The sequence below is a fragment of the Lacrimispora xylanisolvens genome (genome assembly GCF_002934545.1).
Taxonomy (GTDB): domain Bacteria; phylum Bacillota; class Clostridia; order Lachnospirales; family Lachnospiraceae; genus Lacrimispora; species Lacrimispora xylanisolvens.
The window spans coordinates 244,247-269,757 of sequence record NZ_PTJA01000007.1; the positions used below are offsets into that span (position 1 = coordinate 244,247).

The following is a 25,511-nucleotide window of genomic DNA, read 5'->3' on the forward strand; positions in this document are numbered from 1 at the left end:
AGGCATGTATTATTATGATAAACCGTAAATCTTGCGGTACTTTTCTTTCAGGTAATCAATGAAATATTCCGGAGTAAAGTCCTCACCTGTTGCCGCCTTTAAGATCTCACGGCTTGTCTTCATCTTTCCGTACTGATGAATATGGCTTCGCAGATATTCTTTGATCACATCCATCTTTCCATCTCTTAAAAGCTGGTCAAAATCCATCTCTTTCTTCATGTGGAAATAGAGCTGTGCTCCAAAGGCATTCCCAAGTGCATAAGAAGGGAAGTAACCAAACAGTCCCTGAGACCAGTGAATATCCTGCAAAATCCCTTTTGAAACCTGTTCCGGACGGATACCCAAATATTCTTCGTATTTATCAGCCCAGATTTCCGGCAGTTTCTTTAAGTCCACATCTTCTTCCATAATCATCTTCTCCAGCTCATAGCGGATCAGAATGTGAAGGCTGTAAGTCAGTTCATCTGCTTCTGTACGGATAAATCCGGGATCAACCTTGTTAATGGCTTCCATATACTGGTCTATGGACACAGAATCAAGCTTGTCAGGATAAAGCTCTTTTAATTTATCATAAAGAGGAATCCAGAAGTTAGGATTACGGCCAATGATATTTTCATAAAATCTGGACTGGGATTCATGCATTCCCATAGAAGTTCCCTGTCCCACTGGCGTCTGAGTAATCTCATCGCTGATTCCCAATTCATAAAGTCCATGACCGCCCTCATGGATCACAGAAAACATGGAGCTGTCCATCTTATCATGATAACTGGTTGTGATGCGGACGTCATGATTGTGAAGATTGGTGGTGAATGGGTGGGCGCTCTCAGACAATACGCCTCTATGGAAATCAAACCCGATATACTCAGCAAGAAAACGAGCCATCTCCTCCTGCTTTTCTACGGGGTAGCCTCCAGTGAGAAAGGAATCGTCAATTTCTTTTCCATTCTCTTTAATTTCTTTTAGAAGAGGAATGATCTCTTCCTTCAGTCTGCCGAAAAATTCATCCAAAAGCTCTGTATCAAAGCCCTTCTCATATTCAGCAAGAAGGACATCGTAAAGCTTCTGTCCGTCTTTCTTCCGATAGGAGGCGACTTTTCTTTTATAATTAATTACCTTTTCTAACGTAGGCAGAAAAGAATCGTAATCTTCATTCTTTTTTGCCTTAAACCACACTCTCGCTGCTTCTGCTATGAGCTGGGCATTCTCCCTGTATTCCGCTTTCGGGATGCAGATCAGTTCCTCTCTGGCTTCCTTTGCGCCGTTTAAAACTGCCTGCTGGATCTCAGATAAATCAGATTCTTTTTCACACGCTGCAATGGCGTCTCCCATTTCATTACCAGTCATAAATCCGTAATACTCCTCAGAAAGAGTACCAATCACTCTGGCAGTATAAGATCCTGATTCTTCCGGAGCCAGTGTCTCATTATCCCACTCAAAAAGAACGAGAGCAGTCTGCAGAGCCATTGTCTTTTCTAATATAGAAGATAAGTTTTCATAAGTTTTATTCATTATTATTTCTCCTTTACAAAAAATCGGGACATTCTGTATGATTGTCTCCAAACCCATTGAAATAATACTGGAACGGATTTATTTTCCGCTGCCAAAGATGGAAGCTTCTTTTATATCCAGCCTTACCAGCCATTCCCGGATCTTCTCTTCCATATAAGAAGAAACGTTAAAATCTTCTAATTGAAAATCGATTTCGATATCTGTTTTCATGGTAGCAAGAATTTTAGATAATAAAGCTGCCTTTTCTCCGCAAAGTTCTTCTTCGCTGGTTTTCGTCATGGCTTTATACGGTGATCTTGAAATTCCCAGATCATTCTTCCAAAAATCCTGAAGATCCTTTAACCGCTTTTTGTCTGATTCCGCTTCGTGTATGGCCGCGTAAATGTTCTCTACAGTTCCATATTCCCGAAGCAGTAATGGTGCTGCACTGCTAACCCCTTTTACACCAGGAATATTATCAGAAGCATCACCCTGTATTCCCTTTAAATCCGGAATCTGCTCCGGCATCACACCTTCCTCACGCAGAACCGTATCCGATGTATATTCGAATACTTTTTCCGGAAGATTAATCTCTTCTTTCCCGAAGCCGTAAAAAGAATAATATTTTTTATAAAGCTCGTCCGCTTTCTCCTGGCGGGACTGAACCATCCACGCACGGACATTATATTCATCACTTACCAGCTGAAGATAGTCATGATCCTTGGTTAAAACAACCATGGGGATCTGTTCCCTGAATTTCATAACCAGACTTCCCGCATAATCATCTGCCTCATACTGATCGCTGTAAAGCACTTTAAATCCTGCTTCCTCTAAAATCCGTTCCATGAGTACAAACTGTTCTTTTAACGGATCCGGTGTGGACCCTCTTGTCCCTTTATACTGGGAATACAGTTCTCTGCGAAAGGTATCTCTGGTTTTATCAAAAACAAAGGCGATGTGGCCGGGCTGCTGCTTCTTCATAAGGGATACTATCATCTTAAGCATACCAAAGATGGCATTGGTATACGTTCCATCCTTTGCATGAAGAATCTTATCATAATGCTTCAGTTTTTCCTCTTCTGTCTTGGCAAACATGATTTCTCTGGGCAAAACTGCATAATAGCAGGTTGACAGCATGGATGAGCCATCTACAACCACAAATTTATTTTCTGACATCTATAAACTCCATTCTTTTCCGTTCCAGACGGAATTAAGTAAAATAATTCTGCAATTCCGTTTCATTCTTTGCGCCCAGCCGTTTCATGATTTCCTTCCGCTCCTGAGCAGACAATCCCTTCCACAGCTTTTGAACGCGGGGGTCTGAAAATCCAACATAGGGCAGACCATTTCTATCGCATTCATAAGATGATAAATAGTGATTGAGCGCACTCCATTCCACATAAAAAGCAGTGATACTGCGGCTTAAAGAGCTGACTTTAGCCATATTCGTTCCTCCCGGATATTTTTGCTGACTTTATGCTGCAATGATATTTTTATGATTGTGATTCATTTTTCCAAATCTGAACTTCACCCTGGTAATCCGAAAAGCAGCTGTTTATAATCTCTTCTACTTTATTCCAGTCTCCACCTGCATTCCCACAGCCGATTCCATAGGGAAATGCCACTTTTTCCAGTTTACCTCTGACATCTACAAAATCCCGGATCTCAGTCACAGCCTGCAAAAGCGCTCTATAATCCGTATAAATTCCATTCTTTCCATAATTATCCTGTCCGTAAAGATTGGCAATCAGAAACCACCGGCCATTTAATTCAACCGGCTGAGCTGAAACCCTGCCTAATAAACCGGAGGTAATTCCGCCGGCCTGCTCCTGCCACTGTTTTGTAATAATCCGATATGTCTTCTCTACCTCAGGAAACATCGTTTTAATCTGCCCGGCAATTCCCCGTCCAAATACTCCCTGGCAATTCACCTGATGACAGATAATGTCCGCATCGGAATTAAAGATATCTCCACTGAAATACTTTAGCATAATTCATTCCTCCAAGCTTATCTAATCAGATATCCTAACTCATTATACCCTGATTTTCCAGTTATTCATAGTACATTCCTCAAGTTTTAACATATATTTTCCAAAAACCCGTTGAAGTATAGGGAAATAAGATTTATAATAAACATTAACAGCAAATAAAAAAGGTAAGGTACGTAAGAGAATGGAAAAAGAGATTAAATGCCCCTACATTATATTTAAAATTGCAGGTTCTTTATACTGCATAAACAGCAAATACATATCCACAATTTTACAGTTGCCGGAATACAGCACCATTCCTGCCGCGCCAGCGAATGTTACCGGAATGTTTAAGTACCGGAACCAGGTCATAAATATGATGGATTTACGCATTACGTTTGGTTTAAAGCCCATTGTAGAAGAATGCAGAGACTTTGAGCAGATGATTGATGCCAGAAAACAGGATCACATCCACTGGGTCAATGAGCTTGAACGATATATCAAAGAAGGCGGCTCCTTTACTCTGGCAAAAGATTCCCACCAGTGTGCATTTGGAAAATGGTACGATAATTTTACCACTGATAACCAGTCAATTATGAATCATCTTAAAAAAATCGAAGAACCTCACGAGAAACTCCATAAGGCGGCAGCTGAGGCAGAAGACTGCAAAAGAGACTGTGAAAACTGCCAGGAATCCGAATGCCTGCAAACGGTTTTAAAGCGGGTAAAAGGCGAATCCATGCCAGTTATTTTAAAACTTCTGGATCAGACAAAGGATCTGTTCCGTTCTACCATTTATAAAGAGATGGTTTTGATACTTGATGGTATCCAGTGGGGTATTGTTGTAGACGAAATCGTGGCTGTTGAGGATCTGGATATTATCTCTGAGCGTCACGAAGACCCTATGGTAAATCATTGTTCCTATTTAGGCAGAGTTATGGAAAGTGAAAAACGGGAAGGACTGATCTTTGAACTTAACCCTGAGACACTGATGGCGAAATTCAGAGATCTGGAATTAACTTTTTAACAATAAATAGAGAAGAGCCGGAAAAGTTTTGGCAGAAGCTTTTCCGGCTCTTTTTACAGTCAGGAAAACAACTCTGACTTCTTTCAGAAATACTTTTTATTACCCCAAAGGTTGCTCTTCTTCAAATCCAGATATTCATTGTATGCTTTTTCCAAAATCTGTTTTTCGTTGGAAAATTTCAGAAGATGATACGCTTCATGGAACTTATAGTATCCTGAATCAATAAAATATTCTTCCCGCTGTGGTTTACTGTAATAGCTGTCGGCCATCATGAGATACCAGTATACATCCTTTTCCACCATATCCTGAGGCGTATTGAAAGAATACTGACTCTTACCAATGTACTTGATAATGGACGCACTTACTCCGGTCTCTTCTTTAACTTCCCGAAGCGCCGTCTCTTTATACTCTTCACCCGCTTCTACTGTTCCCTTTGGCAAAACCCAACCTTCATACTTGTTTTTGTAATTCTTATATAAAACCAGAATTTTACCTCGAAAAATAACCACACCGCCACAACTCGTTGCTTCTATCATTGCAATTCCTCCAGAGTGAAACCGTGAATCCATAGGGATCCCGATTTTGGTGTGTCTCACAGACTGGCTATAGTATACCTCTTTTTATAATGATATGCAAGTGTGTAATCGCTGACCTTATCTGGAAAAATATAAATCAAAAAGCGATCTGGCAATGGGTGCGGCAGTTTTTCCCCCGGATCCTCCCTCTTCTACTATCACACTGACAGCTATCTTTGGGTGCTCTGCAGGCGCATATCCCACAAACCAGGCATGAGTCTCTTTGTTTTTATCAAATTCCGCTGACCCTGTCTTTCCTGCCACTGTATAAGCATCTGTCCGAAGAGCAGATCCGGTTCCTTCCGTGATCACAGCCTGCATCAGCTCTGTCATTTTGGCTGATTCTTCCGCAGTCATGATATTCCCGTAAGCCTGGGGCACAAATTTCTTAATGATATCTCCTCCCGCATTCTCCACATGGTCGATCAGATAAGGTTTCATCAAAGTCCCCCCGTTGGCAATGGCTGCAGTAATCATGGCATTATGAAGAGGAGTAATCTGGGTCTGACCCTGGCCAATGGCGGTCTGAAGTATCTGCCACGTATCTGCCCCTGGCGCCATAATATATGAACTTCTGTTGGACGGAAACGGCAAAGAAAGGTCTGTATTAAACAGCAGCTGCTGGGATGTATTCCTTAAACCGTTTAAATCCATCATAAGGCCAAGATTTGAAAAGGCTCCGTTGCAGGAGTTGGCAAATGCCTGAGTAAAATTCTGATGTCCATGGGCGGTCTCATGATAGCATTTGATGGAGTAATCCCCATTTTCATAAATCCCGTCACAGTCAAAAACATAGTCTTTATAGTTTTCAGGATTTTCGCGGATGTATTCCAGTGCCGTAACAATCTTAAATGTGGAACCTGGCGGATATAGTCCCTGGGTTGCCCGGTTTAACAGCTGTCCTGATGTATTTTCTTCTGCAACCAGACTATTCCAGTCACTTAAAATGGTGTTGGGATTATAATCAGGCTTTGATACCATGGCAAGAATCTTACCCGTATCAGGTTCCATTACAACAACTGCCCCGTTTCTTTTTCCAAGTGCTTCATACGCCTTTTTCTGAAGATCCACATCCAGGGTCGTCACCACGTTATCTCCCTGATTTTTTCTGGAAGACAATTCATTAATTACCTGTTCCATGATATTGACATGGCTGGTAAGCAGATAGAAATTAGACTGGGCCTCCAGCCCGGTCTTTCCGTTTACCGAATATCCCACTGCATGGGCAAACATGGAATCGTATGGATAAACCCTGGTCTCATGTCCTTCACCATCCACATCCGTCCGGGCAAGGACCTGACCGTTACTGCTCCTGATCTCTCCTCTTACTACCCGGTCTGCAAAGCTGTCCAGTCTGGCATTATAGGAATTATTAATTACACTGTCGCTCTTCACCTGAAGAAAGTATCCATAATAAACCACCAGACCTATAAATAGCAGAACAATACCATAGGTTAAAATTAAGATCTGATGATTTGCTTTTGGATTCGCATTAGCTTTCATATTGGTCCTCTTCCTCTTCATTGCGCTTTAGAATATAAAGTCCCTGGATAATTCCAAAAATAATAAAAGTACTTAGCACCGAACTTCCCCCATAACTGACAAGAGGAAGGGTGACACCAGTTGAAGGGATGAATTTGGTCACTCCCCCGACGGTTAAAAAGACCTGGATCGCATAGATCATGCCCAGCCCAAAGGCGATAAGCTTATAAAATACGGCCTGCATATTCCCTGCAACCATCATAAACTGCAGAAAGCAGCCAAGGCATATTAAAAGGACACAGAGGGCGAAAATCCCACCCATTTCCTCTGAAATGGCGGAAAATATAAAATCTTTTTCCACAACCGGGATTTTTCTTGGCATTCCGCGGTAAAGCCCCATTCCAAACCAGCCGCCTGTTCCAATGGCAAACAGGGACTGACTGATCTGATATCCTTTTCCAGCAATATCAGACCATGGATTCAACCACGCCGCAACCCTGGTCTTTACATGACTAAATAACTGGAATGCAAGTGTAGACGCTAAAATTCCTCCCGCCGTTCCTCCAAGTAAGTACCGCCATTTGCCTGTGGCTATAAAAAGCATAAACACATAGGTGATAAAGAATATCAGTGCACTGCCTAAATCCTTTGACAGTACCAGTATCAGCACATGAAGCGCAGAAACACCACTGACCAAAAGAATTGTCCGGTTACTGACAGAGCGGTAAAACATGGTAGCGATAAAAAAAACATAACTGATCTTTACAAATTCAGACGGCTGGAAGGAAAATCCAGCTACCCCGATGGAAAGCTGGGCTCCATAGCTTGTAGTACCAGCGACACACACAATTCCAAGAAGGATTACCCCTCCTATGCCATAAACCCAGGGAATTTTGCTAAGCTGCCATACCCTGTCAATGATAAATGGTATAATACAGGTTACTGCCGCCGCCACAACTACAATGGTAAACTGCTTCACCGCTTTGTCAAATGACAATCTGGTAAGCATAATAAAGCCTATGGATAAAAGCATACACATATTATTGACCAAAAGCTTTGATAAGTTTCTGTAAAACAGCCGGTATAAAAGCAGGTAACCAAAAAAGAACAGGACCTGCGCTCCATAGAAAACAAGCATCCGCTCATCTTCTGTCTCCAGCCAGATGATTCCATACGCCAGAAGATGAATCAGAAACATCAATATGTTCTGCCGCCTGCAAATGCTGTTTTTTCTCTTATCATCCTGAAAAGAAAAATATCTGAAATTTAAATATGTGTATAAAGCGATCAGCAGTATCATCAGATACCGGGATACGTCTATTATCAGATTAATCATAAATCACCTACTCGATACCGCGTTTAAAATGTCCCCTCGTAAATTCCGGCAGATTCATTTCTGCCTTTTTCCCCCTTAGAAACTCGTCTGAAAAAGCCTTAATAATGGTTTCTGTCTCTCCTGGACCCTCGGTTGTAAATTGAAGTCTTAAAGAGGCGGGTGATAAAGAACTCACGGTATCACTTAATCCCAAAAGAGAAAGGGGTGCTGAGTTATAAATGGAATTGTAGCAAAATACACAATGGTTTCTTACAGGAAATTCTTTTCCCATACGATCTTTTAAATTTAATTCAACCGGCGTCTTATCACACCGCTCCATTCCCTGGTGAATGCACTGCGCTGTCACCATCATTGGAAGACGACCGTAGATTAACAGTTCTCCTGGAATCTCTAGCTTTTCCAATTCTCTGCTGTTTAATTCCACAGGCCAGGTGATCTCATCTGCACCAAGATTCTTAAGCATCTTTTGTGCCTGGTTATTCATTCCATATACGCCGAAATCAAAAACAAGATTTCCTCTTATGCCTGTCTTCTTTAAATAACCCGGTTCTTCCATGGAACGGATTAAAAAGCCGTCAAAACCTGCTTCTTTTAAATAGTTCTGATGACGGTCAAAGAACAGCTGGGCTTCGGTTCGGAAAATATGAGGCATGGTCAGATAACACTCTTTTCCCTTTTCATGGCACACATTTACATATTGACTCCACCGTTCCGATTCAAAATGAGCTGCTTCTATATAAAGTCTGTATACATCGGGATTGCAAACCACTGCGTCAAAACATTCTGGCTTTTCAAGAGAAACAGTAAGTTTTGCCGGCTCAGATACTGGAATTTTTAAAACATTATTACCTTCACCAGAAACTTCATTCTGTGGGTATTCTCTTTTGTATTCCCGAAGTATCTCTGCCTCCAGTTCTTCCAGACCTCTGCGCCTTAACTCATTCAGTGCCTGAACAGGAACAAAGACATTGCCATTAATCTCTGCCTCCAGGTTCTCAAATAAAAATGGAGTATTCCCTGTTTTGTTCAGCTGCTTTAACACTTTTTCTTCTGACATCGGCTGGTTTAAAGCCGTCATTACAAGATCTCCTTCTATCACAATGCGATGTTCCTGTGACGCAAGGGTCAGGGAAGCCTTTTCTCCTTCTGAAAGGAAAATCTTACCGCTAACGGCCACTTTTAACTGCTTATCCACATATTCACGGTCAAGCATATCAAATAACTGATTGTTCCCCTCCCTGAATGACGGTTTTTCCTTCCATACTATCATATCTCTGCCATTATGTTTCTTATAATAGCCGTCTGTCTGTCCGCCTCTGTCAAAGAGATCCAGAAGTACTTTTCTGTCTCCGTCTTCTACTTTATAACCGTTTCTGCCTTTTTCCAGATAAAGATCCGCATATTTGCGGTAAATGCTTACCACTCCGGCCGTATATCTGGGACTTTTCATTCTGCCCTCGATCTTCATGGAATAGACTCCGGCCTCTATCATATCCGGTATCAGATCCAATGTACTTAAATCTTTCAGACTTAAGCAGTAACGCTCCTCTTTTTTCCCAAGAGTCTTTCCCTTATCTTTTACATCAAACGGAAGACGGCAGGTCTGAGCACATCTTCCACGGTTCCCACTTCTGCCCCCGATGAGACTGCTGAAAAGACACTGACCGGAATAACAATAGCAGAGAGCCCCATGAACAAAGCTTTCGATTTCTACATCAACCTGCTGGTGAATCTGCCGGATCTCTTTTAATGACAGTTCCCTGGCAGTTACGACCCGTTCTGCACCAAGCTCCTTTAAAAGCCCGGCTCCATAAACTCCGGTAATCGTCATCTGTGTGCTGGCATGAATGGGAAGATCCGGAAAATGCTCCCTTACAAAAGAAAGCACTCCCAAGTCCTGAACAATAACAGCATCAAGTCCCTGACGATAGTAAGGAAGAAGGTACTCAAAAAGTTCCTTCATCTCCTGTTCTTTCATAAGAGTATTGACAGTTAAATAGAGTTTTCTACCATGAAGATGAACATAGTCAATGGCCTCCAGCAGCTTGTCCTCTCCTGGATTTTCTGCGAATGCTCTGGCCCCGAACCGGCTTCCTCCAATATATACTGCATCTGCGCCTGCGGCTACTGCCGCTTTCATGCTTTCAAACGAGCCTGCCGGAGCAAGGATCTCAACTATTTTTTTCACATCTGCCTCCAAAAATATCAGTAATTAATTTCTGATTGATAAAAAGGAGGAGGTCACGGAAAATCCATGAAACACCCCCTCCTGCCTTATTCATTCCTGTCTGAACCAGAAGATTTCTTTAGTCCGGCCAGTTCTGTTTTCACTGCCTCCAGCTTCATCTGAGTTGCAACCAGCTCATGCTTTAAACTGTAGGTTTCCTTCTCCATCTCAGTCTTTTGCTGCTCCAGCCTTGCTATCTGTTCTCTGGCCTTAAAATAATCATCTGCCATATTTAACTCTATCATAACGTTCTGGTATTCTGCACTCTGCTTCGTGAATCCTTCCCGACGTTTTAAAGTTATGATCATCTCATTGATGTAGCTGGCAAGGCGCTGTATATATCCCTCTTCTTCACTGCCGCCAAGTGCATAAATCTTGCCATCAATCAAAACTTCTGTATATTGCTTGGAATTCATGTTGTTCTCTCCCTGTTATCATTTGCTCTTTCTTTACTATATCATACTTTACACAGTTAGGAAAGTTCTAAAATTCAGGCAGTTATGACTCCATGGGGATACCAAGATGCCCATAAGCCCGTTCCGTCGCTACCCGTCCTCTGGACGTCCGGTTTAAAAATCCATTCATCAGAAGATAGGGTTCATATACATCTTCCAGGGTTCCCGCATCCTCACCCAAAGCAGCAGCAAGGGTATCAAGGCCAACAGGACCACCGGCAAATTTTTCAATTACTGTGGTAAGAATTGCGCGGTCGTTATAATCCAGTCCAAATTTATCCACATCCAGTATATCAAGAGCGAAATCAGCCACTTCCCTGGTAATCACTCCATGGTACTTAACCTGGGCAAAATCCCGCACTCTCTTTAACAGGCGGTTTGCCAGTCTTGGTGTCCCTCTGGAACGCCTGGCAATCTCCACCGCTCCCTCTTCCTCGATTTCCACCCCCAGAACATCTGCGGATCGGGATACAATTATCTTTAACTCATCTGGTGTATAAAATTCCAGCTTTTGAACTACTCCAAAACGATCCCGAAGGGGTGCCGTCAAAAGTCCGGCTCTGGTGGTGGCTCCCACCAGGGTAAACTTAGGAAGGTCCAGCCGGATGGATCTGGCTGCCGAGTCTTTTCCAAGCATGATATCAATGGCGAAATCCTCCATGGCGGGATAAAGTACTTCCTCCACCTGCCGGTTTAAGCGGTGAATCTCATCCACAAACAAGACATCGCCTTCCTGAAGATTATTTAAAATAGCTGCCATCTCACCCGGCTTTTCTATGGCGGGGCCTGAAGTAACTTTCATGTTCACGCCCATCTCATTGGCAATAATACCGGAAAGAGTGGTCTTTCCAAGTCCAGGAGGACCATAGAACAATACATGGTCTAAGGATTCTCCTCTGGCTTTTGCCGCTTCAATATATACTTTTAAATTGGTCCGGATCTTCTCCTGTCCGATATATTCATTCAGACTTCTGGGCCTTAAATTCGGTTCAATTTTCTTATCTTCTTCTGTTAACTCTGTGGTTATTATTCTACGCTCCATCTTCGCCATACCCTGTTATATTCTATATAAATGCCAAATGCTTTAAGGAAGCCTTTAAGACATCCTCCACAGACATGGTGTCCGTTACCTCTACCTGACGCACCGCACGTCCGGCTTCCGCAGGAGAATAACCAAGTGCAGTGAGTGCATCAATGGCCTCACCAGTGACTCCGGTCTCTTTTCCCAGCTCATTCACCGCCTCTTTAAAGGCAGCTGGGATCATATCTTCTATATCAATCTTATCCTTTAAATCCAGAATAATTCTCTGAGCAGTTTTCGCACCTACGCCAGGCGCCTTGGAAATAGCCTTTGCATCTCCTGATATCACCGCTCTTTTTAAATCATCCGGATCCATGGCAGACAAAATCCCCAGTGCTCCTTTGGGGCCAATTCCATTCACACTGATCAGCTGCTTAAACATCTTTAGATCCTGGCGGGACAAGAAGCCGTAGAGACACATGGCATCCTCTCTCACCTGAAAATATGTATATAACTTTACTTCCCTGCCGACGCCCGGAAGCTTCTCAAATACAGACAGGGGAATGAAAATTTCATACCCCACGTTTCCGCACTCAATTACGACACAGTCTCCTGTCATCTCGGCAATCGGTCCTTTTACGAAAGAAATCACTCTGCAGTTCTCCTTTTATGCCTTGCAAATACTTTTGTAAAACCATTCCTTTGATTTTTATCATAGCATACTGCCAGTTGATATGCAAGTAATTGATCGAACAAATATTCTGTACTCCGTTGACGAACCAGAAAGCTTTGGCTATAATTAAGAAGCGAAAGAAAGGACGAAACTGCCGATGATCACTCTAAAAAAACAAATAGCCTTTGAAGAAACCTATCCCCTTCACCGTCTGGGAAACCGGGAGGAGCTTCTGTTCTTTGACATAGAAACCACCGGATTTTCAGGGGAGTATTCCACTCTCTACTTAATTGGATGTGTCTATTACAGGAACGGGGTCTGGAATCTGGTTCAATGGTTTGCCGATACTCTGGATTCGGAAAAAGAGCTTCTTGTAACCTTTTTCGAATTTCTTAAAAGTTTTAAAAAAGTAATTCATTTTAACGGGGATGGATTTGATATTCCTTATCTGTTAAAGCGTTGCCATGCCTATGGGTTTGACTATAATTTTTCAGGCACCGAAAGCCTGGACATCTATAAAAAAATCCGTCCATACCGGAATCTTTTAGGTCTTTCAAGCATGAAGCAGAAAGCCATTGAAGCATTCCTGGGTGTGGAACGGAAGGATCTTTATTCCGGCGGACAGCTGATTGAAGTTTATAAAGATTACTTATTTTCCAGGGACCAGTACCTTTTTGATTTACTGATCCTACATAATGAAGACGATTTAAAAGGTATGCCCTTAATTCTCCCCATTTTAAACTACCCGGATTTTCTGGAGCATGACTTTTCATTGTCAGACCAGGAGCTTATTATCAATCCCGATTTACTCGGGCGGGAGCAGCATCTTCTTAAACTGACCCTTGAAAATGGTTTCTCTGTACCTGTGGGATTTTCAAAAGCCAATTCCATGGTCAGGGCAACGGCAGACGGCAGAGAGCTCACCCTTCTCATCGACCTGTATGAGGGAGAACTGAAATACTTTTATCCGGATTACAAAAATTACTATTATCTCATATATGAAGACAGAGCCATTCATAAAAGTGTGGCAGAATACGTGGACAAAGAAGCGCGGGTGAAGGCGTCTGCAAAAAACTGCTATATCCGGCAGACCGGCTGCTATGTACCTCAGTTTTCTCCTTTATGGACACCCGTTCTTCAGTATCAGTGGAAAGATAAGATCACGTATTTTGCATATGACCCAAAGTTCTTTCAGGATCAGGTGAAGCTTCAGGCTTATATCCGCCACCTGTTCGATCATCTTTCTTCTTAAACCGTTTATCGGATCCCCTGCATTTTACGGAAGTCTCTTGGAGATACACCTTTGATCTTTTTAAAGGCATCTCCAAAGTAATTTCCGTCACCAAACCCGCATTCAAGTGCAATATCTGTCACAGATTTTGAAGTATTGATTAACTGCTGGGCAGCTTCCCGGATCCGGATATTGGTTAAATACTCTTTAAATCCAAATCCTGTTACTGATTTAAATTTTCTGGAGAAATAGGCAGGACTCATATGGATCATTTCTGCAACTTCATTCAAAGTCAGAGGTGCTCCGAAGTTATGGTAGATATATTCCGCCGCTTCTTCTATGGCTTTTTCACCAACCTCCATCTTCCCTGCAACCGGTCTGGCTTCCTGACATCTGGAAAGAAAAATCAGTAATTCATATAGATAATTTCTCATCATCATGGGAGAATATCCATCCTGACCAGCTCCCTCATAAACCATTTTCTGAATTAATTCTTCCGCGTAGGACCTGCTGCCTGCCGGTATGGAGACTTTGGAGCTTTGGAATAAAGAATCTGTCAGATGGTAACCGCAGCTTTGAGTCATGTCATTTAAATATTCCTGATCAAAGCTTAAAGTGATCCTTTCGTTGACCGGACTGGAATAATTAGTAGTCCTGTGGATTTCACCAGGTGTGATGAATACCATATCACCTGGTTCCAGATAATATAAGCTGTGATTAATAAATATTTTACAATGCCCCGATACCAGGTAGAACAGTTCATAATAAGGGTGCCAATGGCTTTTCCACATATTAAATTCATAAGGACGTCTTGTCCTGCTGATTTGAAATTCCATAATTTCTTTAATAGTCCCCTTTTTTTAACAATTCTCTGATGTAGGAAAACGTTTTTTTCTCTCCTTCCTCTTTTAACATGATAAGAAGGGTTTCTAAAAGTCTTTCCGTCTCAGGCGCAACAATCATATAAGCCTTCCCCTGTACGTAATATTCCCAGGGAGATGCATCCGTATAATCTTTCCCCTTATAGGTCTTAGACGCTGCAATCCGGTCCATGACCATCTCCACCAGATATTTAAGAGGCATTTTGTAACCAATCATTCCTTTTGACGGATCCATGGAGAAATCGATCCAGTATTCACAGTGATGCTTGTTTCGCCCTTTGTGATGAAGCCATGCTTTGGAAAAGCCTTTGTCTTCAATTTCAGCCGCATTGGGACTTCTGTTTCCCTGATAATATAAGACACCTGGTATGAATTCTTCCAGACTGTATTTGGAAAGATCGTGAAGCAGGCCCTGCTTTATCAGACCTACCCGAAAGCAGTTTTTCATAACCCGGATTTTGTGTATATGAATGGTACAAAAATGTCCCCAAAAGTTTTTAAGTTTCATATTTATCCTTCCTGTCCCAACGTAAAATCTTCACCCATTTTATCACAAATACCTATGATTTTACCACATATTTTTCGGTTTCATTTTTTTAAGAGAATTCTTGTTTTTTATGGTGGAAAATGTTTGACACCTTACCCATTTTATGCTATTCTTAGGGAAGTTACAGATATCCTGTAACAGTACAATTTATAGTCGTTTTGGAGGTATCATAATGAAAGGTACAGTTAAGTGGTTTAACAACCAAAAGGGTTACGGATTTATTTCCGACGAACAGGGTAACGATGTATTCGTTCACTACTCAGGTCTCAACATGGATGGTTTCAAGTCTTTAGATGAAGGCGCTGCTGTAGAGTTCGATGTAGTAGATGGAGCTAAGGGTCCTCAGGCTACAAACGTTATCAAAATATAATCATTGACTTATCAGTGTACCTTTTTTCAATATAGGAAGAAGTTATATTGTTTCACATGATTACGATTGGAGCCATCCCCAGGATGGCTCTTTTTGACGCTTCTATGATTTTGTTTATTTTGCTTTCTCGTATAACTCTGATAAATCTTCCACTGTAAATTCATAATGTTTGTTACAGAAATGGCAGTTTACTTCTATGCTCTTTCCGTCCTCAATCATCTCTTCCAGTTCTTTTCTTCCAATGCTGATTAACGCCTTTTCAACCCGCTGTTTATCACAGTTACAGGTAAACTGTACCGGTGTCTGCTCCATAATCTCCAGACCAAGTCCGCCCAGAATATAGGTCAGTATCATCTCCGGAGTTTTCCCTTCTTCCAAAAGAGAAGTCACTGAATGGATCTCACCCAGTCTTTTTTCCAGTAATTCAATCATCTCTTCTGATGCTCCCGGAAGAAGCTGGATAATAAAACCGCCTGCCTGCTTTACCGTATTATCTTTGTTCATTAAAACACCAAGTGCTACGGAAGAAGGTGTCTGTTCTGAATTGGCATAATAATAGGTAAGATCTTCTGCGATTTCTCCGCCAACCAATATGGTCTGTCCCACATATGGCTCTTTTAAACCAATGTCCTGGATCACGCTTAAAACGCCTTCTCCAACAGCACCGCCCACATCCAGTTTTCCAAACTCATTGGGAGGCAGCATAACGCCTGGATTATATGCATATCCTTTTACATTTCCCTTGGAGTCCGCAGTTACAGTCAGACCTTCTATGGGACCGCTTCCCTGGATCTTAATTGTAAGTAAATCCTCTTCTCCCTTCATCATAATCCCCATCATACCGCCAGCCGTTAAAAGTCTTCCTAACGCCGCCGTTGCCACAGGACTGGTATTATGAGCCTGTCTTGCATGCTCCACCAGATCCCTGGTAGTCGCTGCAAAAGCTCTGATCTGATGATCCCCTGCTGTCGCTCTTACAATATAATCAGCCATTTATTTGCTCCTTTCCATGCTCTCGCGCAATCAGATAAATTCGTTCACTGGTATCCTTAACCGGTTCCCTGGTAAAAGCATCGTATGCCTGTAAAAACTCCAGTCCGGCTTCCTTTAATGCCTTTTTAATCTCATCGATGGTATAAGCTCTCTGGTAATGGGTTTCCATATATTTCCGATACAGATCCTCTTCCTCTCTGATAAAGAGAGAAAGATCGTATTCGTTGATTTTTGTATCCTCATCATAAAAATTATCCCAGATAAAGCTGCATTCCTCCCTGTCTTCTGCAATGGTAGTATCTCCCATTACCGATTCATACTTATAAACCGTATTCAGGTCAAAGATAAAAACGCCGCCGGGATCAAGATAATTATTTACCAGCCGGAATACCTCCACCAGATCTTTGTAATCCAAGATATAGTTGATACAGTCACAGATACTTAAAACAGCCTTCACAGTGCCATAGAGTTCAAACTCTCTCATATCCTGCAGCAGATAAAGAATATCCTTACCAGATTCTGCCCGCTTATCCATGGCAATCTGAAGCATATCTTCCGAGTTGTCCACTCCAATCATATCATAGCCTGCATCTGCAAGAAGCTCTGTAAGACTTCCTGTTCCGCAGCCTAAATCCAGAACCAGGCCGTCTTTCACCCCATACTCTTTTAAAAGGCCAGTCACATAACTGCACCAGTCTTCGTATGGAATATTATCCATAAACAGGTCGTAGACTTCGGCAAAATTTGTATACGCTTCCACTTATGAGTTCCTTTCTTTATAGCGCTATTTCTCCCAATGGAAAAACAAAGCAGGTAGCCCCGGAGAGGTACCTGCTTTCCTGTCTCATTGTCTCACTGCAATCGCAGCAACCGTTACAATTACAGGTTCTGTCCGCAGCACTTTTTATATTTCTTGCCGCTGCCGCATGGACATGGATCATTTCTTCCGATTTTAGCACCCTTTACAATGGTTCCGGAAGCCTTCTGAGTCTTATAAAGTTCCTTCTTCTTTTCCTCTGTCAGGATCTGATCCCACTGGGGAAGGCTGTAGAGCCATTCCGCTTTTGCTTCTACCATATTATAATAAAGCTTTTCCGGATCGATCTCAATTTTAACAACGGTATTCTCGTCCATCGTCTCAACAGGATTCTCGTAACCCTTTAAGCTTTCATTGATACCATCTAAAAATCCGGTCATAGTCTGCACATCTGTGCCATATCTCTTAGCCAGTTCTTCAACGGTTCCTTCCACTACTTCTTCCGGCTTAGACAGAATATGTTCGTAAATTCCCTTTTCAACCTTAAAATACTGGGTCCATAATTCTTCTTTTTCTTTATCATCCAGACCTTCGCCGTATGCCAGATTTCTCCAATTTTCTAAAATAGTCATGATTAAAACCATCCTTTTGTCTGTTCTTTCTTGTAATACTCCATCAAACAGTATATAACATATTGAAAAATTTTGCAATGCAGCTTTTAAGAAAAATACAAACTGCAAAAAATACCCCACATGCGACGCCTTTGCCGCACATGGGGTATTAAAAAGGGGAGGATAAGTATTCACTTATCTTTGGTATAATTCTATTATCACCCATACCATTGTTTTTATTCACATAAATCAATTTAATTTTAATAAAGTCCGGAAAGTTTTGCTTTCAGCCCCTCCAGATAGATTCCATCCAGTCTGCGTTTTGACCTTAAGGATTTTACGTCTTCCTTTTGCAGCTGCTCATCAAGTGCTGCAATCCGTTCCTCGCATTCCTTTATCTGTTCCTGAAGTAAGGATCGGCTGGGCTTTTTCATAAGGATGGGAAGATCAAGTGTCCTGGTAAGAAAACGGGATATGGCTTCCTCTGTCTTTGCCTCATCCTGATATACCCGATTGAAAAAATCGCAGACTGCCAGGTATAAATTTTCATAGACTTTTAAATCCCCACCATCTTTACCAGAAACCAGAATGGTTCCATCCTTAATATAAAAGCTGATTTTATCTGTTTCTTCTTTCTCCACACTGTATCTGCACTCATCTATTTTATCCAGTTTTAACCGTTCCATAATCAGATCAAATACATACCACTTCAGTTCACTTGTCACCAGACCGTTTAAGGATTCCAGTCCAATCTCTTCCTCATGCTTCATACCGTATCTCCATTCCTTTCTTTTGCAGTACTCTTAATTATACAGGAACAACCCTCTGACCTCAACTATTATTTCCATAAAATACGGGATTCCCAGACTTATGGACAACGGGATGTCCTGACTTTAAATATTGGTGAGCCGTTCGAAAAGAGTGTTAATATCAATTTGCCCATAACCCCACACATTATTGGGATATGTATTGGATGGATTCCGCCTGGCTCCTCTGATCAAAAGCCGGTTTACATCATTCCCTGTTATGGTTGTATAATTACCTCTTGGTACCGCCCATTCAAAAACCATAGCTTCTATTCCTGCGGCCTGTGCAGCTGCACACCCGCATCCCGTTACAGTACCATATTGATTTCCTGGTACTGCACAGGTAAGCTGATACCCTGGTGCTGCAATGTCCGGTTTGATATATCCGGTTCTTGTAAACCCTCTTCCTGACTCCGGTAATATACTGTCATTATCCCCATTATAAGCGGTTACGGCAAGGGGATGAGTTGACGTACCCGGAGCAGTTATGGTTGTATCCGGATTGGAATTTAAGAAGAACGTATTTTCACTGATCAGATTTCCCGATGGCAGCCAGGAGTGGAATGAGAAAGCCTCGTTTTCCAGATTCTGCAGTTTAATGGTCCATATTCCCGGTATAGGATTCTGAAAACGGATCAGGATCAACTGATCTCCCGTCTCTTCTTCAAAGATATAATTATTTACGTATATGACACTTTCATTTAAAACAAAAGAAAATCTTCTGCATTCGCCAAGTGTAGGAAATACCTGTCCGGTGGTTTCTCTGTTTGGCACTGTAATTTCAACCGAAAGTCTTGCCGGAGCAAATGGCCAGATCTCCAGAGAAAAAAGCTTATCATTTTCTCCCACCCGCATTTCAAACTCATTGATATAGGGATCTGCAACGGTATTATTAAAATAGTGTCTCCGTTTATTCCCTTCGTTTCCTGCTGAGATTATGATACCTGTCTGGGGCTGTTCAGCCAGAAAATTAGTAATATAACTGGTTGCCCCCCGACCATCGTGACTTGACTGATTGGTTCCCATAGCGATACACACAGCTATGGGCCGGTTGAGTCTCTTGGCAAGCTCTGTTACATAACTGAGTCCGATAATCAAATCAGATTCCTGATAGCATTCCACATTTTCAGGAACAAAAAATATATGTTTCAGGGTATTTTTTGCGGGTTTCAGCTTTACAATTACCAGATCTGCCTCCGGTACCACACCGCTGAAAGACTGGGCTGCATTTGGCTTGCCTGCCATTACACTGGCGATTGCAGTACCATGTCCGTTGGTATCCTCAGAAGGTACAATTGAGAGGGGATTTTCCGACCGGAGAGCCACATTGATATACTCCCTGGTATACTCGGATCCATATGTATATCCCGCTGGAGGAGTACCAGTCTGGATCGTCTGATCCCAGAGTGATAGGATACGGGTCGTTCCATCATTAAAAAGAAACGCCTGGTGCTGATAATCAATACCAGTGTCTATGACTGCTACTATGACCCCTCTCCCAAATAAAGCCAGATATGGATTTCTCTGAACCGTTCCAATTCCTGATTTTTCCAGACTGACCGTGGAACTAAGGGTCAGCACAGAGGGAAAAGCATTATAAGGATAGGTTCCCAAATCGCATGGATCCGGCGGAATATTAGGGATGGGGATGTGAGCCAGCGAATGCCTTAAATTCATATAAGTGATATTATCTCCTGTATCATAAGTGGGTCTCATCACGTTACTGATAATGATATCATAATAATTCTCATCCAGTATTTTTTGCATAAGCAGGCCTCCCTGTCTATCACTTGAAGTACATATGATATATCTTATGCGAAAAGGCACTTATTATGAGTTGTGTTGGAAGCAGACCACTCATAATGGAAAGACTATTGCATAAGATATAACATATGCCTGGAGAAACGGAATAAAGGAGAACAGTTTATGGGGAAAATACTGGACAATAATTATTATGATATGATAATTAATAATTACATGGTACCCAATTTCGGCGCTGGTGATGATATCACTCTTTTAAATGGATATTTTTCCCTGCTCCATGTATCAAAAAAAAATAAAGATCTCTGCGATCTTGGAGTAAATCCATATCATTTCTTTCCCAATGTCTATACACTAACTTCAGCCATTGGCCGGTATTATTCTGGTCCTTTACGGTATACCCAGCAGCCCCCTGATTTTTCCCTCTCAGGCCAGGGAACGATCATAGGGATCGTGGATACCGGAATTGATTATCAGCACTCCGCTTTCCTCAACAGGGATAAAACAACTAAAATTCTATCTGTCTGGGATCAGACCATTCAAAACGGTCCTGCTCCACAGAGTTTTACATTTGGAACGGAATACACAAAAGCAGCCATTAACAGCGCTCTCAGTTCAGATGACCCTTTGCTAACAGTGCCAACCCAGGATTTAATTGGCCATGGAACTGCCGTCGCAAGTATTATTGCAGGAAGCCAGAGTAAGGATCCTCCGTTCCAGGGAATTGTTACAAATGCAGAACTGGCAGTTGTTAAACTTAAGGAAGCAAAGCAAAATTTAAAAATGCTCTATGCAATTCCTGATGACAGGCTGTGTTACCAGGAAAGTGACATTATACTTGGTATCCGTTATCTGGTTGTCCTTGCTCAAAAGTTGAAGCGTCCCCTGGTGATCTGCCTTGCTCTGGGAAGCAGCCAGGGAGGTCATGACGGAAAAGGTGTTCTATCCAGATATATTGATGATCTGGTTCAGATACCAGAAGTTGGAATTGTTACGTCAGCTGGTAACGAAGGAAATAACGGAAGACATCATTTTAATTCTGTGGTTTCACTGCCTTATACAAGGGATTTCCAGCTAAACGTTGGCCAGGGAGAAATGAAATTTGCCATGGAAATATGGTCTCAGCCCCCAGGGCAGCTTTCTATTGAGGTCACTTCTCCCAATATGGAAAAGGCTCCTCAGACCGACCCTTCCTTTAGTGATTGCATAAAATATGAATTCCAGGAAAGTGAAACCATACTTTGGATTAATAATATAACATTTGAGCAGCAAACCGGTGATCAGCTTATCTTACTGCGCTTTGAAAATCCCCTTCCCGGTACATGGAACTTTCATTTAAGGAGTACGGAAAATGAGCGTTTCTCTTTTAATGCCTGGCTTCCCTCAGGAAATTTAATTTCTGAAAATACGTTCTTTCTCAGTCCCGATCCTGATACGACCATTACTTCACCTGGTAATACCAAAAGTGTATTTACAGTAACCGCCTATAATCAGCAGACAGGTAATATTTTAAATGAGTCCAGCAGGGGATATACAAGAAACGGTCAGGTAAAGCCTGACGTGGCAGCTCCAGGCTACAACATTACCTGTGCGGTTCCAAACGGTAAATACGGAACATTAACGGGTACCTGCGCATCTGCTGCACAGGCTGCCGGTGCAATGGCAATTCTGTTTGAATGGTCAGAGGGAAAAGGAAATCTGACTTCTATAACCGGAGAACAGGCAAACAAACTTTTAATCCGAAGTGCGCAGCGCAGCCCTGCCTACCATTATCCAAATAATATCTGGGGTTATGGGATACTTGATGTTTACCGTATTATTAACCAGCTCTATAATAATTTATAAATTTATTATTACGCAAAGAGAATGATGATCCCCGTATTATACAAAGATCATCATTCTCTCTTTAGGATGTCTGACTTTTGGAATTCAGCTGGCTGGTGCAGTGAGGACAGCGGGTAGCCTTGGGATCAACTGGCTGATAACAAAAAGGACATTTTTTATCCTCTGCCGCAGCTGAACCACCAGCCTGTTTCGTTCCTCTTAAAACGTTAATCGCCTTAATGATAAGGAATATTACCACGGCCATAATGAGGAAATTTATTACAGAAGTTATAAAGGCACCATAGGCAAAAACCGGACCCCGTGCCTGCGCATCCGCAAGGGTTTGAATGACCGTTCCCTGGGGAACTTTATAAAGCAGCAAAAACTGATTGGAAAAATCCACACCTCCTGTTATCACACCGATGAAAGGGGAGATCACATCTTTCACCAGGGAACTTACAATTCCCTGAAATGCTCCGCCAATTATTACGCCGACAGCCAGATCCACTACATTTCCCCGCAGAACAAATTCCTTAAACTCAGCTGTAATTGACTTTTTATTATTCATAGAAACATCCCTCTTTTCTTAAAATTCTTACTCCTATCTGACTTTTAGGATTGGTGAAATTTTGTCAGAATATACCTGTATATCAGTTAATGATTACATTTTCCGCATTCTCTTTTACCCATTCCCTGGCAAAAGCCGAGAATATTCTGACTGTTGGACGCAGCGTCTTGCCGGAAGGAACGATGAAATATAAAATACGGTAAACTTCCGGATCCAGAGCTTTTCTTACATACCCCCCGCTGCCATAAGAATCCAGAACCAGCTTTGGTAAAATACTGATTCCGCAGCCTCCGCATACCATGGATATGGCTGCCTGATCGCTTAAAAAACCACTATGCTCCATTAAATTTCCTTTTGCCTGACGGAGCATTTTCCCCACGGAATAGCTGGTTCCTTCGCTTGGTATAATAAAGGTTTCCCCTTTTAAATGAGTAAGAGTAATGGTCTCACAGTCACAAAGAGGGTGATCCTTTGGCAAAATGACATAATAGGGATCTCTTACCAGCGGGGTCTCATTCTCCTTTTTGTTTGATTCCGCAGAGATGGCGCAGTCAATTACATCTTTCGAGAACCAGTCTTTCATAATTTCGTAATTGATGGCATCGTTCAGGAATATATCCACCAGAGGATATTTTTTTCTGAATTCAATAATCATCTGAGGCATCCATCTGACTGCAACACTTGTGATAACGCCAATGCGGATCTTTCCATGCTGTAGGTTCTCTTCTCCTGCCAGCTGCCTTATGATCTCTTCCTTTTCTGTTAATTCCTTTGCCGCCGAATAAATTCTTTCCCCCTCTTCCGTTAATGAGACACCATTTCTTCCTCTGTAAAGCAGCTTAATTCCCAGTTCTTCTTCCATGGAAGAAATCATGTGGCTTGCCGCAGTCTGTGAATAGCTAAGCTGTGCTGCCGCCTTGGAAAGATTCCCGGTTTCTGCTGCTTTTACAAACAGAATATATTTATTTACATCCATATGATTATCCTCTCTGCTTTTACCTTTTCTAATTATACATGAAATTTTTTCATGATACTATTGAAATTTTAGCATTATAATAAGAAAATAATTCATGGTAAAATCAAGAAAAACATACCAATCACGGAGGACATAATGAACATAGCAATACTTGGCGCAGGAGCCATGGGCAGCCTCTATGCCAGCTATCTGGCGCCCAATCATTCAGTTACACTGTTAGACAGCTACGCTCCCTTAGTAGAACACATTAATACAAAAGGACTGATTAAAGTCAGCCATGACCATACAGAAATTCCATTTCAGGTAAAAGCAGTGTTAAGCGGAACCAGTCTTGACTATCAGGATCTGGTTATTGTTTTTGTAAAAGGAATTCATACTTATGAAGCCATAAAAAACAATCAGTCTCTGTTAGGACCGGATACGATCGTCATGACCCTTCAAAACGGTGCGGGCAATAACCGGGACATCGCACAGTTTGTTAAAAGAGAACGGATCATTGTAGGCACCAGCAGTCACAACAGTGTTTCCCTGGAGCCTGGTAAGTTTTATCACTCCGGGTGCGGTCCCACTAACATCGGTCCAGATCTTCCCTGTGAAGAATCCTTACGGGATGTCAAAATAGCAGCACAGGCTCTGGAAGAAAGCGGTCTTACCGTTAATATCATGGAAAATATCCAGTACGTCCTGTGGCAGAAGCTGGTTATAAACTGCGGCATCAACGCCTTAAGCACATTGATGCAGTGCAGGATCGGAGAAATTTATACCAATCCCTATTTATGGGATTTATGCAAAAGAATTGTTTATGAATGCGTATTAATCGCAGAAGCAGACGGCACTTATCTTGACAGAAAGGAAGCACTACTGGCAGTCTCAAAAGTATGTATCAATGATGCCAATGGTTATGCCAGCATGTATCAGGACAGACAGAATCAGCGAATGACCGAAATTGACAGAATAAATGGTGTTGTCGCCGATCTGGGGAGCCAGTATAAAATTGCTGCTCCCTGCAACTTAATGCTGGTCACTCAGATCCACGGGATGGAACAGATGTATTCCAAACAATAAACCCTCCACTATAGCACCAGACTTTCCATCTGTGGTATACTGTAGCTGCCAAATGGAGGTGCCATTGCTTATGAATACGTATCGAACTGCTGAAATTGCACATAGAACAGGAATTCATCCCAACACAGTACGACTCTATGAGGAGCTGAATCTGATTACAAAACCGAAACGCCTCCCCAACGGCTATCGTGTTTTCACAGATCTGCACCTGGAGCAGATAATATTTGCCAGGCTGGCATTAAAAGCGGAAATTCTTCTAAACGGTCTGAGAAAACAGGCTGTAGACATTATAAAGGAAGCTGCATACCTGAAATACGATAGCGCCCTTAAAATGACAGAAAATTATTTACAGCAGATCAAAAAGGAGCAGAGGAATTCAGAAGAAGCCATTAAAATCACGAAAAAGCTATTATCCGGTAAACCGGAAGAATGGGGAGATGAAGTTTATACCCGAAAAGAGGCTGCCGACTGTCTTGATATATCCATTGATTCATTAAGAAACTGGGAGCTGAACGGACTTTTATCGGTAAAACGAAGGCAGAATGGTTATCGTATTTACACCGGAGAGGATCTTGTCCGTTTAAAAATCATCCGTTTGCTGCGTAGTGCTAATTACTCCCTTTCCGCAATTCTTCGTATGCTCAATGCCTTTACCATAAGTCCCGGTGCCGATATTCGACAGGTAATTGATACACCGGAAGAGTCAGAAGATATTATTTCAGTCTGTGATAAACTGCTTACTTCTCTTTCGGAAGCAGAAACACTTGCAAATGCCATGGAAATTCAGTTGAATAAAATGAAAAAACTTTATCCTGCCGACTCTACATTATAACACCAGACTTTGTTCTGGTGTTATTCTCTTTTTATCAT

Annotated in this window: 26 protein-coding genes; 6 read left to right on the forward strand and 20 right to left on the reverse strand. The window is 42.0% G+C overall.

Features of this window, described 5'->3' with window-relative positions:
• Positions 1-12: 12 nt before the first annotated feature.
• The 4 genes from BXY41_RS14805 to BXY41_RS14820 all read right to left on the reverse strand — a co-directional run bounded on the left by BXY41_RS14805 (position 13) and on the right by BXY41_RS14820 (position 3,479).
• Positions 13-1,509 carry a carboxypeptidase M32 gene (locus BXY41_RS14805; RefSeq protein ID WP_104437623.1) on the reverse strand — a complete coding sequence of 499 codons (1,497 nt, stop codon included), beginning with the start codon at positions 1,507-1,509 and terminating at the stop codon, positions 13-15.
• Positions 1,510-1,587: 78 nt separating this feature from the next.
• On the reverse strand, positions 1,588-2,664 hold the full coding sequence (locus BXY41_RS14810) for a 5'-3' exonuclease (protein WP_104437624.1): 1,077 nt from the start codon (positions 2,662-2,664) through the stop codon (positions 1,588-1,590).
• A gap of 34 nt (positions 2,665-2,698) precedes the next feature.
• Positions 2,699-2,932: a hypothetical protein gene (locus BXY41_RS14815; protein ID WP_104437625.1), complete on the reverse strand. Its 234-nt coding sequence runs from the start codon at positions 2,930-2,932 to the stop codon at positions 2,699-2,701.
• 49 nt (positions 2,933-2,981) lie between these two features.
• Positions 2,982-3,479, reverse strand: coding sequence for a macro domain-containing protein (locus BXY41_RS14820; RefSeq protein WP_104437626.1), 498 nt, complete (start codon positions 3,477-3,479; stop codon positions 2,982-2,984).
• Between the two features lie 181 nt (positions 3,480-3,660).
• Here BXY41_RS14820 and BXY41_RS14825 point away from each other — a divergent pair, with 181 nt between their 5' ends.
• Entirely contained in the window at positions 3,661-4,482 is an 822-nt protein-coding gene (locus BXY41_RS14825) for a CZB domain-containing protein (RefSeq protein ID WP_104437627.1), read from the forward strand.
• A gap of 83 nt (positions 4,483-4,565) precedes the next feature.
• Here the strand turns inward: BXY41_RS14825 and BXY41_RS14830 are convergent, their stop codons facing one another.
• The 7 genes from BXY41_RS14830 to ruvA all read right to left on the reverse strand — a co-directional run bounded on the left by BXY41_RS14830 (position 4,566) and on the right by ruvA (position 12,230).
• Complete coding sequence (locus BXY41_RS14830) at positions 4,566-5,018, reverse strand: NUDIX hydrolase (RefSeq protein ID WP_097005819.1); 453 nt, start codon at positions 5,016-5,018, stop codon at positions 4,566-4,568.
• A gap of 117 nt (positions 5,019-5,135) precedes the next feature.
• Positions 5,136-6,560, reverse strand: coding sequence for a peptidoglycan D,D-transpeptidase FtsI family protein (locus tag BXY41_RS14835; protein WP_242980209.1), 1,425 nt, complete (start codon positions 6,558-6,560; stop codon positions 5,136-5,138).
• Complete coding sequence (locus BXY41_RS14840) at positions 6,550-7,875, reverse strand: FtsW/RodA/SpoVE family cell cycle protein (RefSeq protein WP_104437629.1); 1,326 nt, start codon at positions 7,873-7,875, stop codon at positions 6,550-6,552. The genes BXY41_RS14835 and BXY41_RS14840 overlap by 11 nt, the downstream gene beginning before the upstream one ends.
• A gap of 7 nt (positions 7,876-7,882) precedes the next feature.
• Positions 7,883-10,015, reverse strand: coding sequence for a U32 family peptidase (locus BXY41_RS14845; protein WP_104437680.1), 2,133 nt, complete (start codon positions 10,013-10,015; stop codon positions 7,883-7,885).
• Between the two features lie 134 nt (positions 10,016-10,149).
• On the reverse strand, positions 10,150-10,518 hold the full coding sequence (locus BXY41_RS14850) for a cell division protein ZapA (RefSeq protein WP_104437630.1): 369 nt from the start codon (positions 10,516-10,518) through the stop codon (positions 10,150-10,152).
• Positions 10,519-10,600: 82 nt separating this feature from the next.
• Entirely contained in the window at positions 10,601-11,599 is a 999-nt protein-coding gene (gene ruvB / locus BXY41_RS14855; RefSeq protein WP_104437631.1) for a Holliday junction branch migration DNA helicase RuvB, read from the reverse strand.
• A gap of 22 nt (positions 11,600-11,621) precedes the next feature.
• A complete protein-coding gene (gene ruvA / locus BXY41_RS14860; protein WP_104437632.1) occupies positions 11,622-12,230 on the reverse strand; it encodes a Holliday junction branch migration protein RuvA in 609 nt (202 codons plus the stop codon).
• A 178-nt stretch (positions 12,231-12,408) separates the two neighbouring features.
• On the opposite strand from ruvA, the gene BXY41_RS14865 reads away from it, so the two are divergent.
• Positions 12,409-13,503 carry a ribonuclease H-like domain-containing protein gene (locus tag BXY41_RS14865; RefSeq protein WP_104437633.1) on the forward strand — a complete coding sequence of 365 codons (1,095 nt, stop codon included), beginning with the start codon at positions 12,409-12,411 and terminating at the stop codon, positions 13,501-13,503.
• Between the two features lie 5 nt (positions 13,504-13,508).
• On the opposite strand, the gene BXY41_RS14870 is transcribed toward BXY41_RS14865, so the two are convergent.
• Entirely contained in the window at positions 13,509-14,318 is an 810-nt protein-coding gene (locus BXY41_RS14870) for an AraC family transcriptional regulator (protein WP_104437634.1), read from the reverse strand.
• Between the two features lie 7 nt (positions 14,319-14,325).
• Complete coding sequence (locus BXY41_RS14875) at positions 14,326-14,871, reverse strand: DUF5662 family protein (RefSeq protein ID WP_104437635.1); 546 nt, start codon at positions 14,869-14,871, stop codon at positions 14,326-14,328.
• A 211-nt stretch (positions 14,872-15,082) separates the two neighbouring features.
• Between BXY41_RS14875 and BXY41_RS14880 the strand changes: the two genes are divergently transcribed.
• Entirely contained in the window at positions 15,083-15,280 is a 198-nt protein-coding gene (locus tag BXY41_RS14880; protein WP_024295188.1) for a cold shock domain-containing protein, read from the forward strand.
• Between the two features lie 114 nt (positions 15,281-15,394).
• Here BXY41_RS14880 and hslO read toward each other — a convergent pair whose 3' ends face one another.
• The 5 genes from hslO to BXY41_RS14905 form a co-directional block, all read right to left on the reverse strand.
• Positions 15,395-16,273, reverse strand: coding sequence for an Hsp33 family molecular chaperone HslO (gene hslO / locus BXY41_RS14885; RefSeq protein WP_104437636.1), 879 nt, complete (start codon positions 16,271-16,273; stop codon positions 15,395-15,397).
• Positions 16,266-17,033 (reverse strand): class I SAM-dependent DNA methyltransferase, encoded by a 768-nt coding sequence (locus tag BXY41_RS14890; protein ID WP_146088581.1) that lies wholly within the window; start codon positions 17,031-17,033, stop codon positions 16,266-16,268. The genes hslO and BXY41_RS14890 overlap by 8 nt, the downstream gene beginning before the upstream one ends.
• A gap of 119 nt (positions 17,034-17,152) precedes the next feature.
• On the reverse strand, positions 17,153-17,662 hold the full coding sequence (locus BXY41_RS14895; protein WP_104437682.1) for an SEC-C metal-binding domain-containing protein: 510 nt from the start codon (positions 17,660-17,662) through the stop codon (positions 17,153-17,155).
• Positions 17,663-17,901: 239 nt separating this feature from the next.
• A complete protein-coding gene (locus BXY41_RS14900; protein ID WP_104437637.1) occupies positions 17,902-18,411 on the reverse strand; it encodes a hypothetical protein in 510 nt (169 codons plus the stop codon).
• A 123-nt stretch (positions 18,412-18,534) separates the two neighbouring features.
• Complete coding sequence (locus tag BXY41_RS14905; RefSeq protein ID WP_104437638.1) at positions 18,535-20,214, reverse strand: S8 family peptidase; 1,680 nt, start codon at positions 20,212-20,214, stop codon at positions 18,535-18,537.
• Between the two features lie 159 nt (positions 20,215-20,373).
• Here BXY41_RS14905 and BXY41_RS14910 point away from each other — a divergent pair, with 159 nt between their 5' ends.
• Positions 20,374-22,053, forward strand: coding sequence for a S8 family peptidase (locus BXY41_RS14910; RefSeq protein ID WP_104437639.1), 1,680 nt, complete (start codon positions 20,374-20,376; stop codon positions 22,051-22,053).
• 61 nt (positions 22,054-22,114) lie between these two features.
• Here the strand turns inward: BXY41_RS14910 and mscL are convergent, their stop codons facing one another.
• Positions 22,115-22,600 carry a large conductance mechanosensitive channel protein MscL gene (gene mscL / locus BXY41_RS14915; RefSeq protein ID WP_104437640.1) on the reverse strand — a complete coding sequence of 162 codons (486 nt, stop codon included), beginning with the start codon at positions 22,598-22,600 and terminating at the stop codon, positions 22,115-22,117.
• Between the two features lie 82 nt (positions 22,601-22,682).
• Positions 22,683-23,576 carry a LysR family transcriptional regulator gene (locus BXY41_RS14920; RefSeq protein WP_104437641.1) on the reverse strand — a complete coding sequence of 298 codons (894 nt, stop codon included), beginning with the start codon at positions 23,574-23,576 and terminating at the stop codon, positions 22,683-22,685.
• A 135-nt stretch (positions 23,577-23,711) separates the two neighbouring features.
• Between BXY41_RS14920 and BXY41_RS14925 the strand changes: the two genes are divergently transcribed.
• Positions 23,712-24,641 (forward strand): ketopantoate reductase family protein, encoded by a 930-nt coding sequence (locus BXY41_RS14925; protein WP_104437642.1) that lies wholly within the window; start codon positions 23,712-23,714, stop codon positions 24,639-24,641.
• Between the two features lie 70 nt (positions 24,642-24,711).
• Positions 24,712-25,473, forward strand: a complete 762-nt coding sequence (locus BXY41_RS14930) for a MerR family transcriptional regulator (protein WP_104437643.1) — start codon at positions 24,712-24,714, stop codon at positions 25,471-25,473.
• The last annotated feature ends 38 nt before the right edge of the window (positions 25,474-25,511 follow it).

Bases quoted from the DNA above. Each gene is read 5' to 3' on its own strand.
- BXY41_RS14895 (WP_104437682.1), bottom strand. From the start codon at position 17,662: ATGACTATTTTAGAAAATTGGAGAAATCTGGCATACGGCGAAGGTCTG.
- BXY41_RS14820 (WP_104437626.1), bottom strand. From the start codon at position 3,479: ATGCTAAAGTATTTCAGTGGAGATATCTTTAATTCCGATGCGGACATT.
- BXY41_RS14880 (WP_024295188.1), top strand. From the start codon at position 15,083: ATGAAAGGTACAGTTAAGTGGTTTAACAACCAAAAGGGTTACGGATTT.
- BXY41_RS14910 (WP_104437639.1), top strand. From the start codon at position 20,374: ATGGGGAAAATACTGGACAATAATTATTATGATATGATAATTAATAAT.
- BXY41_RS14810 (WP_104437624.1), bottom strand. From the start codon at position 2,664: ATGTCAGAAAATAAATTTGTGGTTGTAGATGGCTCATCCATGCTGTCA.
- BXY41_RS14845 (WP_104437680.1), bottom strand. From the start codon at position 10,015: ATGAAAGCGGCAGTAGCCGCAGGCGCAGATGCAGTATATATTGGAGGA.
- hslO (WP_104437636.1), bottom strand. From the start codon at position 16,273: ATGGCTGATTATATTGTAAGAGCGACAGCAGGGGATCATCAGATCAGA.
- BXY41_RS14930 (WP_104437643.1), top strand. From the start codon at position 24,712: ATGAATACGTATCGAACTGCTGAAATTGCACATAGAACAGGAATTCAT.
- BXY41_RS14875 (WP_104437635.1), bottom strand. From the start codon at position 14,871: ATGAAACTTAAAAACTTTTGGGGACATTTTTGTACCATTCATATACAC.
- BXY41_RS14865 (WP_104437633.1), top strand. From the start codon at position 12,409: ATGATCACTCTAAAAAAACAAATAGCCTTTGAAGAAACCTATCCCCTT.
- BXY41_RS14830 (WP_097005819.1), bottom strand. From the start codon at position 5,018: ATGATAGAAGCAACGAGTTGTGGCGGTGTGGTTATTTTTCGAGGTAAA.
- BXY41_RS14850 (WP_104437630.1), bottom strand. From the start codon at position 10,518: ATGAATTCCAAGCAATATACAGAAGTTTTGATTGATGGCAAGATTTAT.
- BXY41_RS14900 (WP_104437637.1), bottom strand. From the start codon at position 18,411: ATGAAGCATGAGGAAGAGATTGGACTGGAATCCTTAAACGGTCTGGTG.
- BXY41_RS14905 (WP_104437638.1), bottom strand. From the start codon at position 20,214: ATGCAAAAAATACTGGATGAGAATTATTATGATATCATTATCAGTAAC.
- mscL (WP_104437640.1), bottom strand. From the start codon at position 22,600: ATGAATAATAAAAAGTCAATTACAGCTGAGTTTAAGGAATTTGTTCTG.
- BXY41_RS14815 (WP_104437625.1), bottom strand. From the start codon at position 2,932: ATGGCTAAAGTCAGCTCTTTAAGCCGCAGTATCACTGCTTTTTATGTG.
- BXY41_RS14805 (WP_104437623.1), bottom strand. From the start codon at position 1,509: ATGAATAAAACTTATGAAAACTTATCTTCTATATTAGAAAAGACAATG.
- BXY41_RS14925 (WP_104437642.1), top strand. From the start codon at position 23,712: ATGAACATAGCAATACTTGGCGCAGGAGCCATGGGCAGCCTCTATGCC.
- BXY41_RS14835 (WP_242980209.1), bottom strand. From the start codon at position 6,560: ATGAAAGCTAATGCGAATCCAAAAGCAAATCATCAGATCTTAATTTTA.
- BXY41_RS14870 (WP_104437634.1), bottom strand. From the start codon at position 14,318: ATGGAATTTCAAATCAGCAGGACAAGACGTCCTTATGAATTTAATATG.
- ruvB (WP_104437631.1), bottom strand. From the start codon at position 11,599: ATGGAGCGTAGAATAATAACCACAGAGTTAACAGAAGAAGATAAGAAA.
- BXY41_RS14920 (WP_104437641.1), bottom strand. From the start codon at position 23,576: ATGGATGTAAATAAATATATTCTGTTTGTAAAAGCAGCAGAAACCGGG.
- BXY41_RS14825 (WP_104437627.1), top strand. From the start codon at position 3,661: ATGGAAAAAGAGATTAAATGCCCCTACATTATATTTAAAATTGCAGGT.
- BXY41_RS14840 (WP_104437629.1), bottom strand. From the start codon at position 7,875: ATGATTAATCTGATAATAGACGTATCCCGGTATCTGATGATACTGCTG.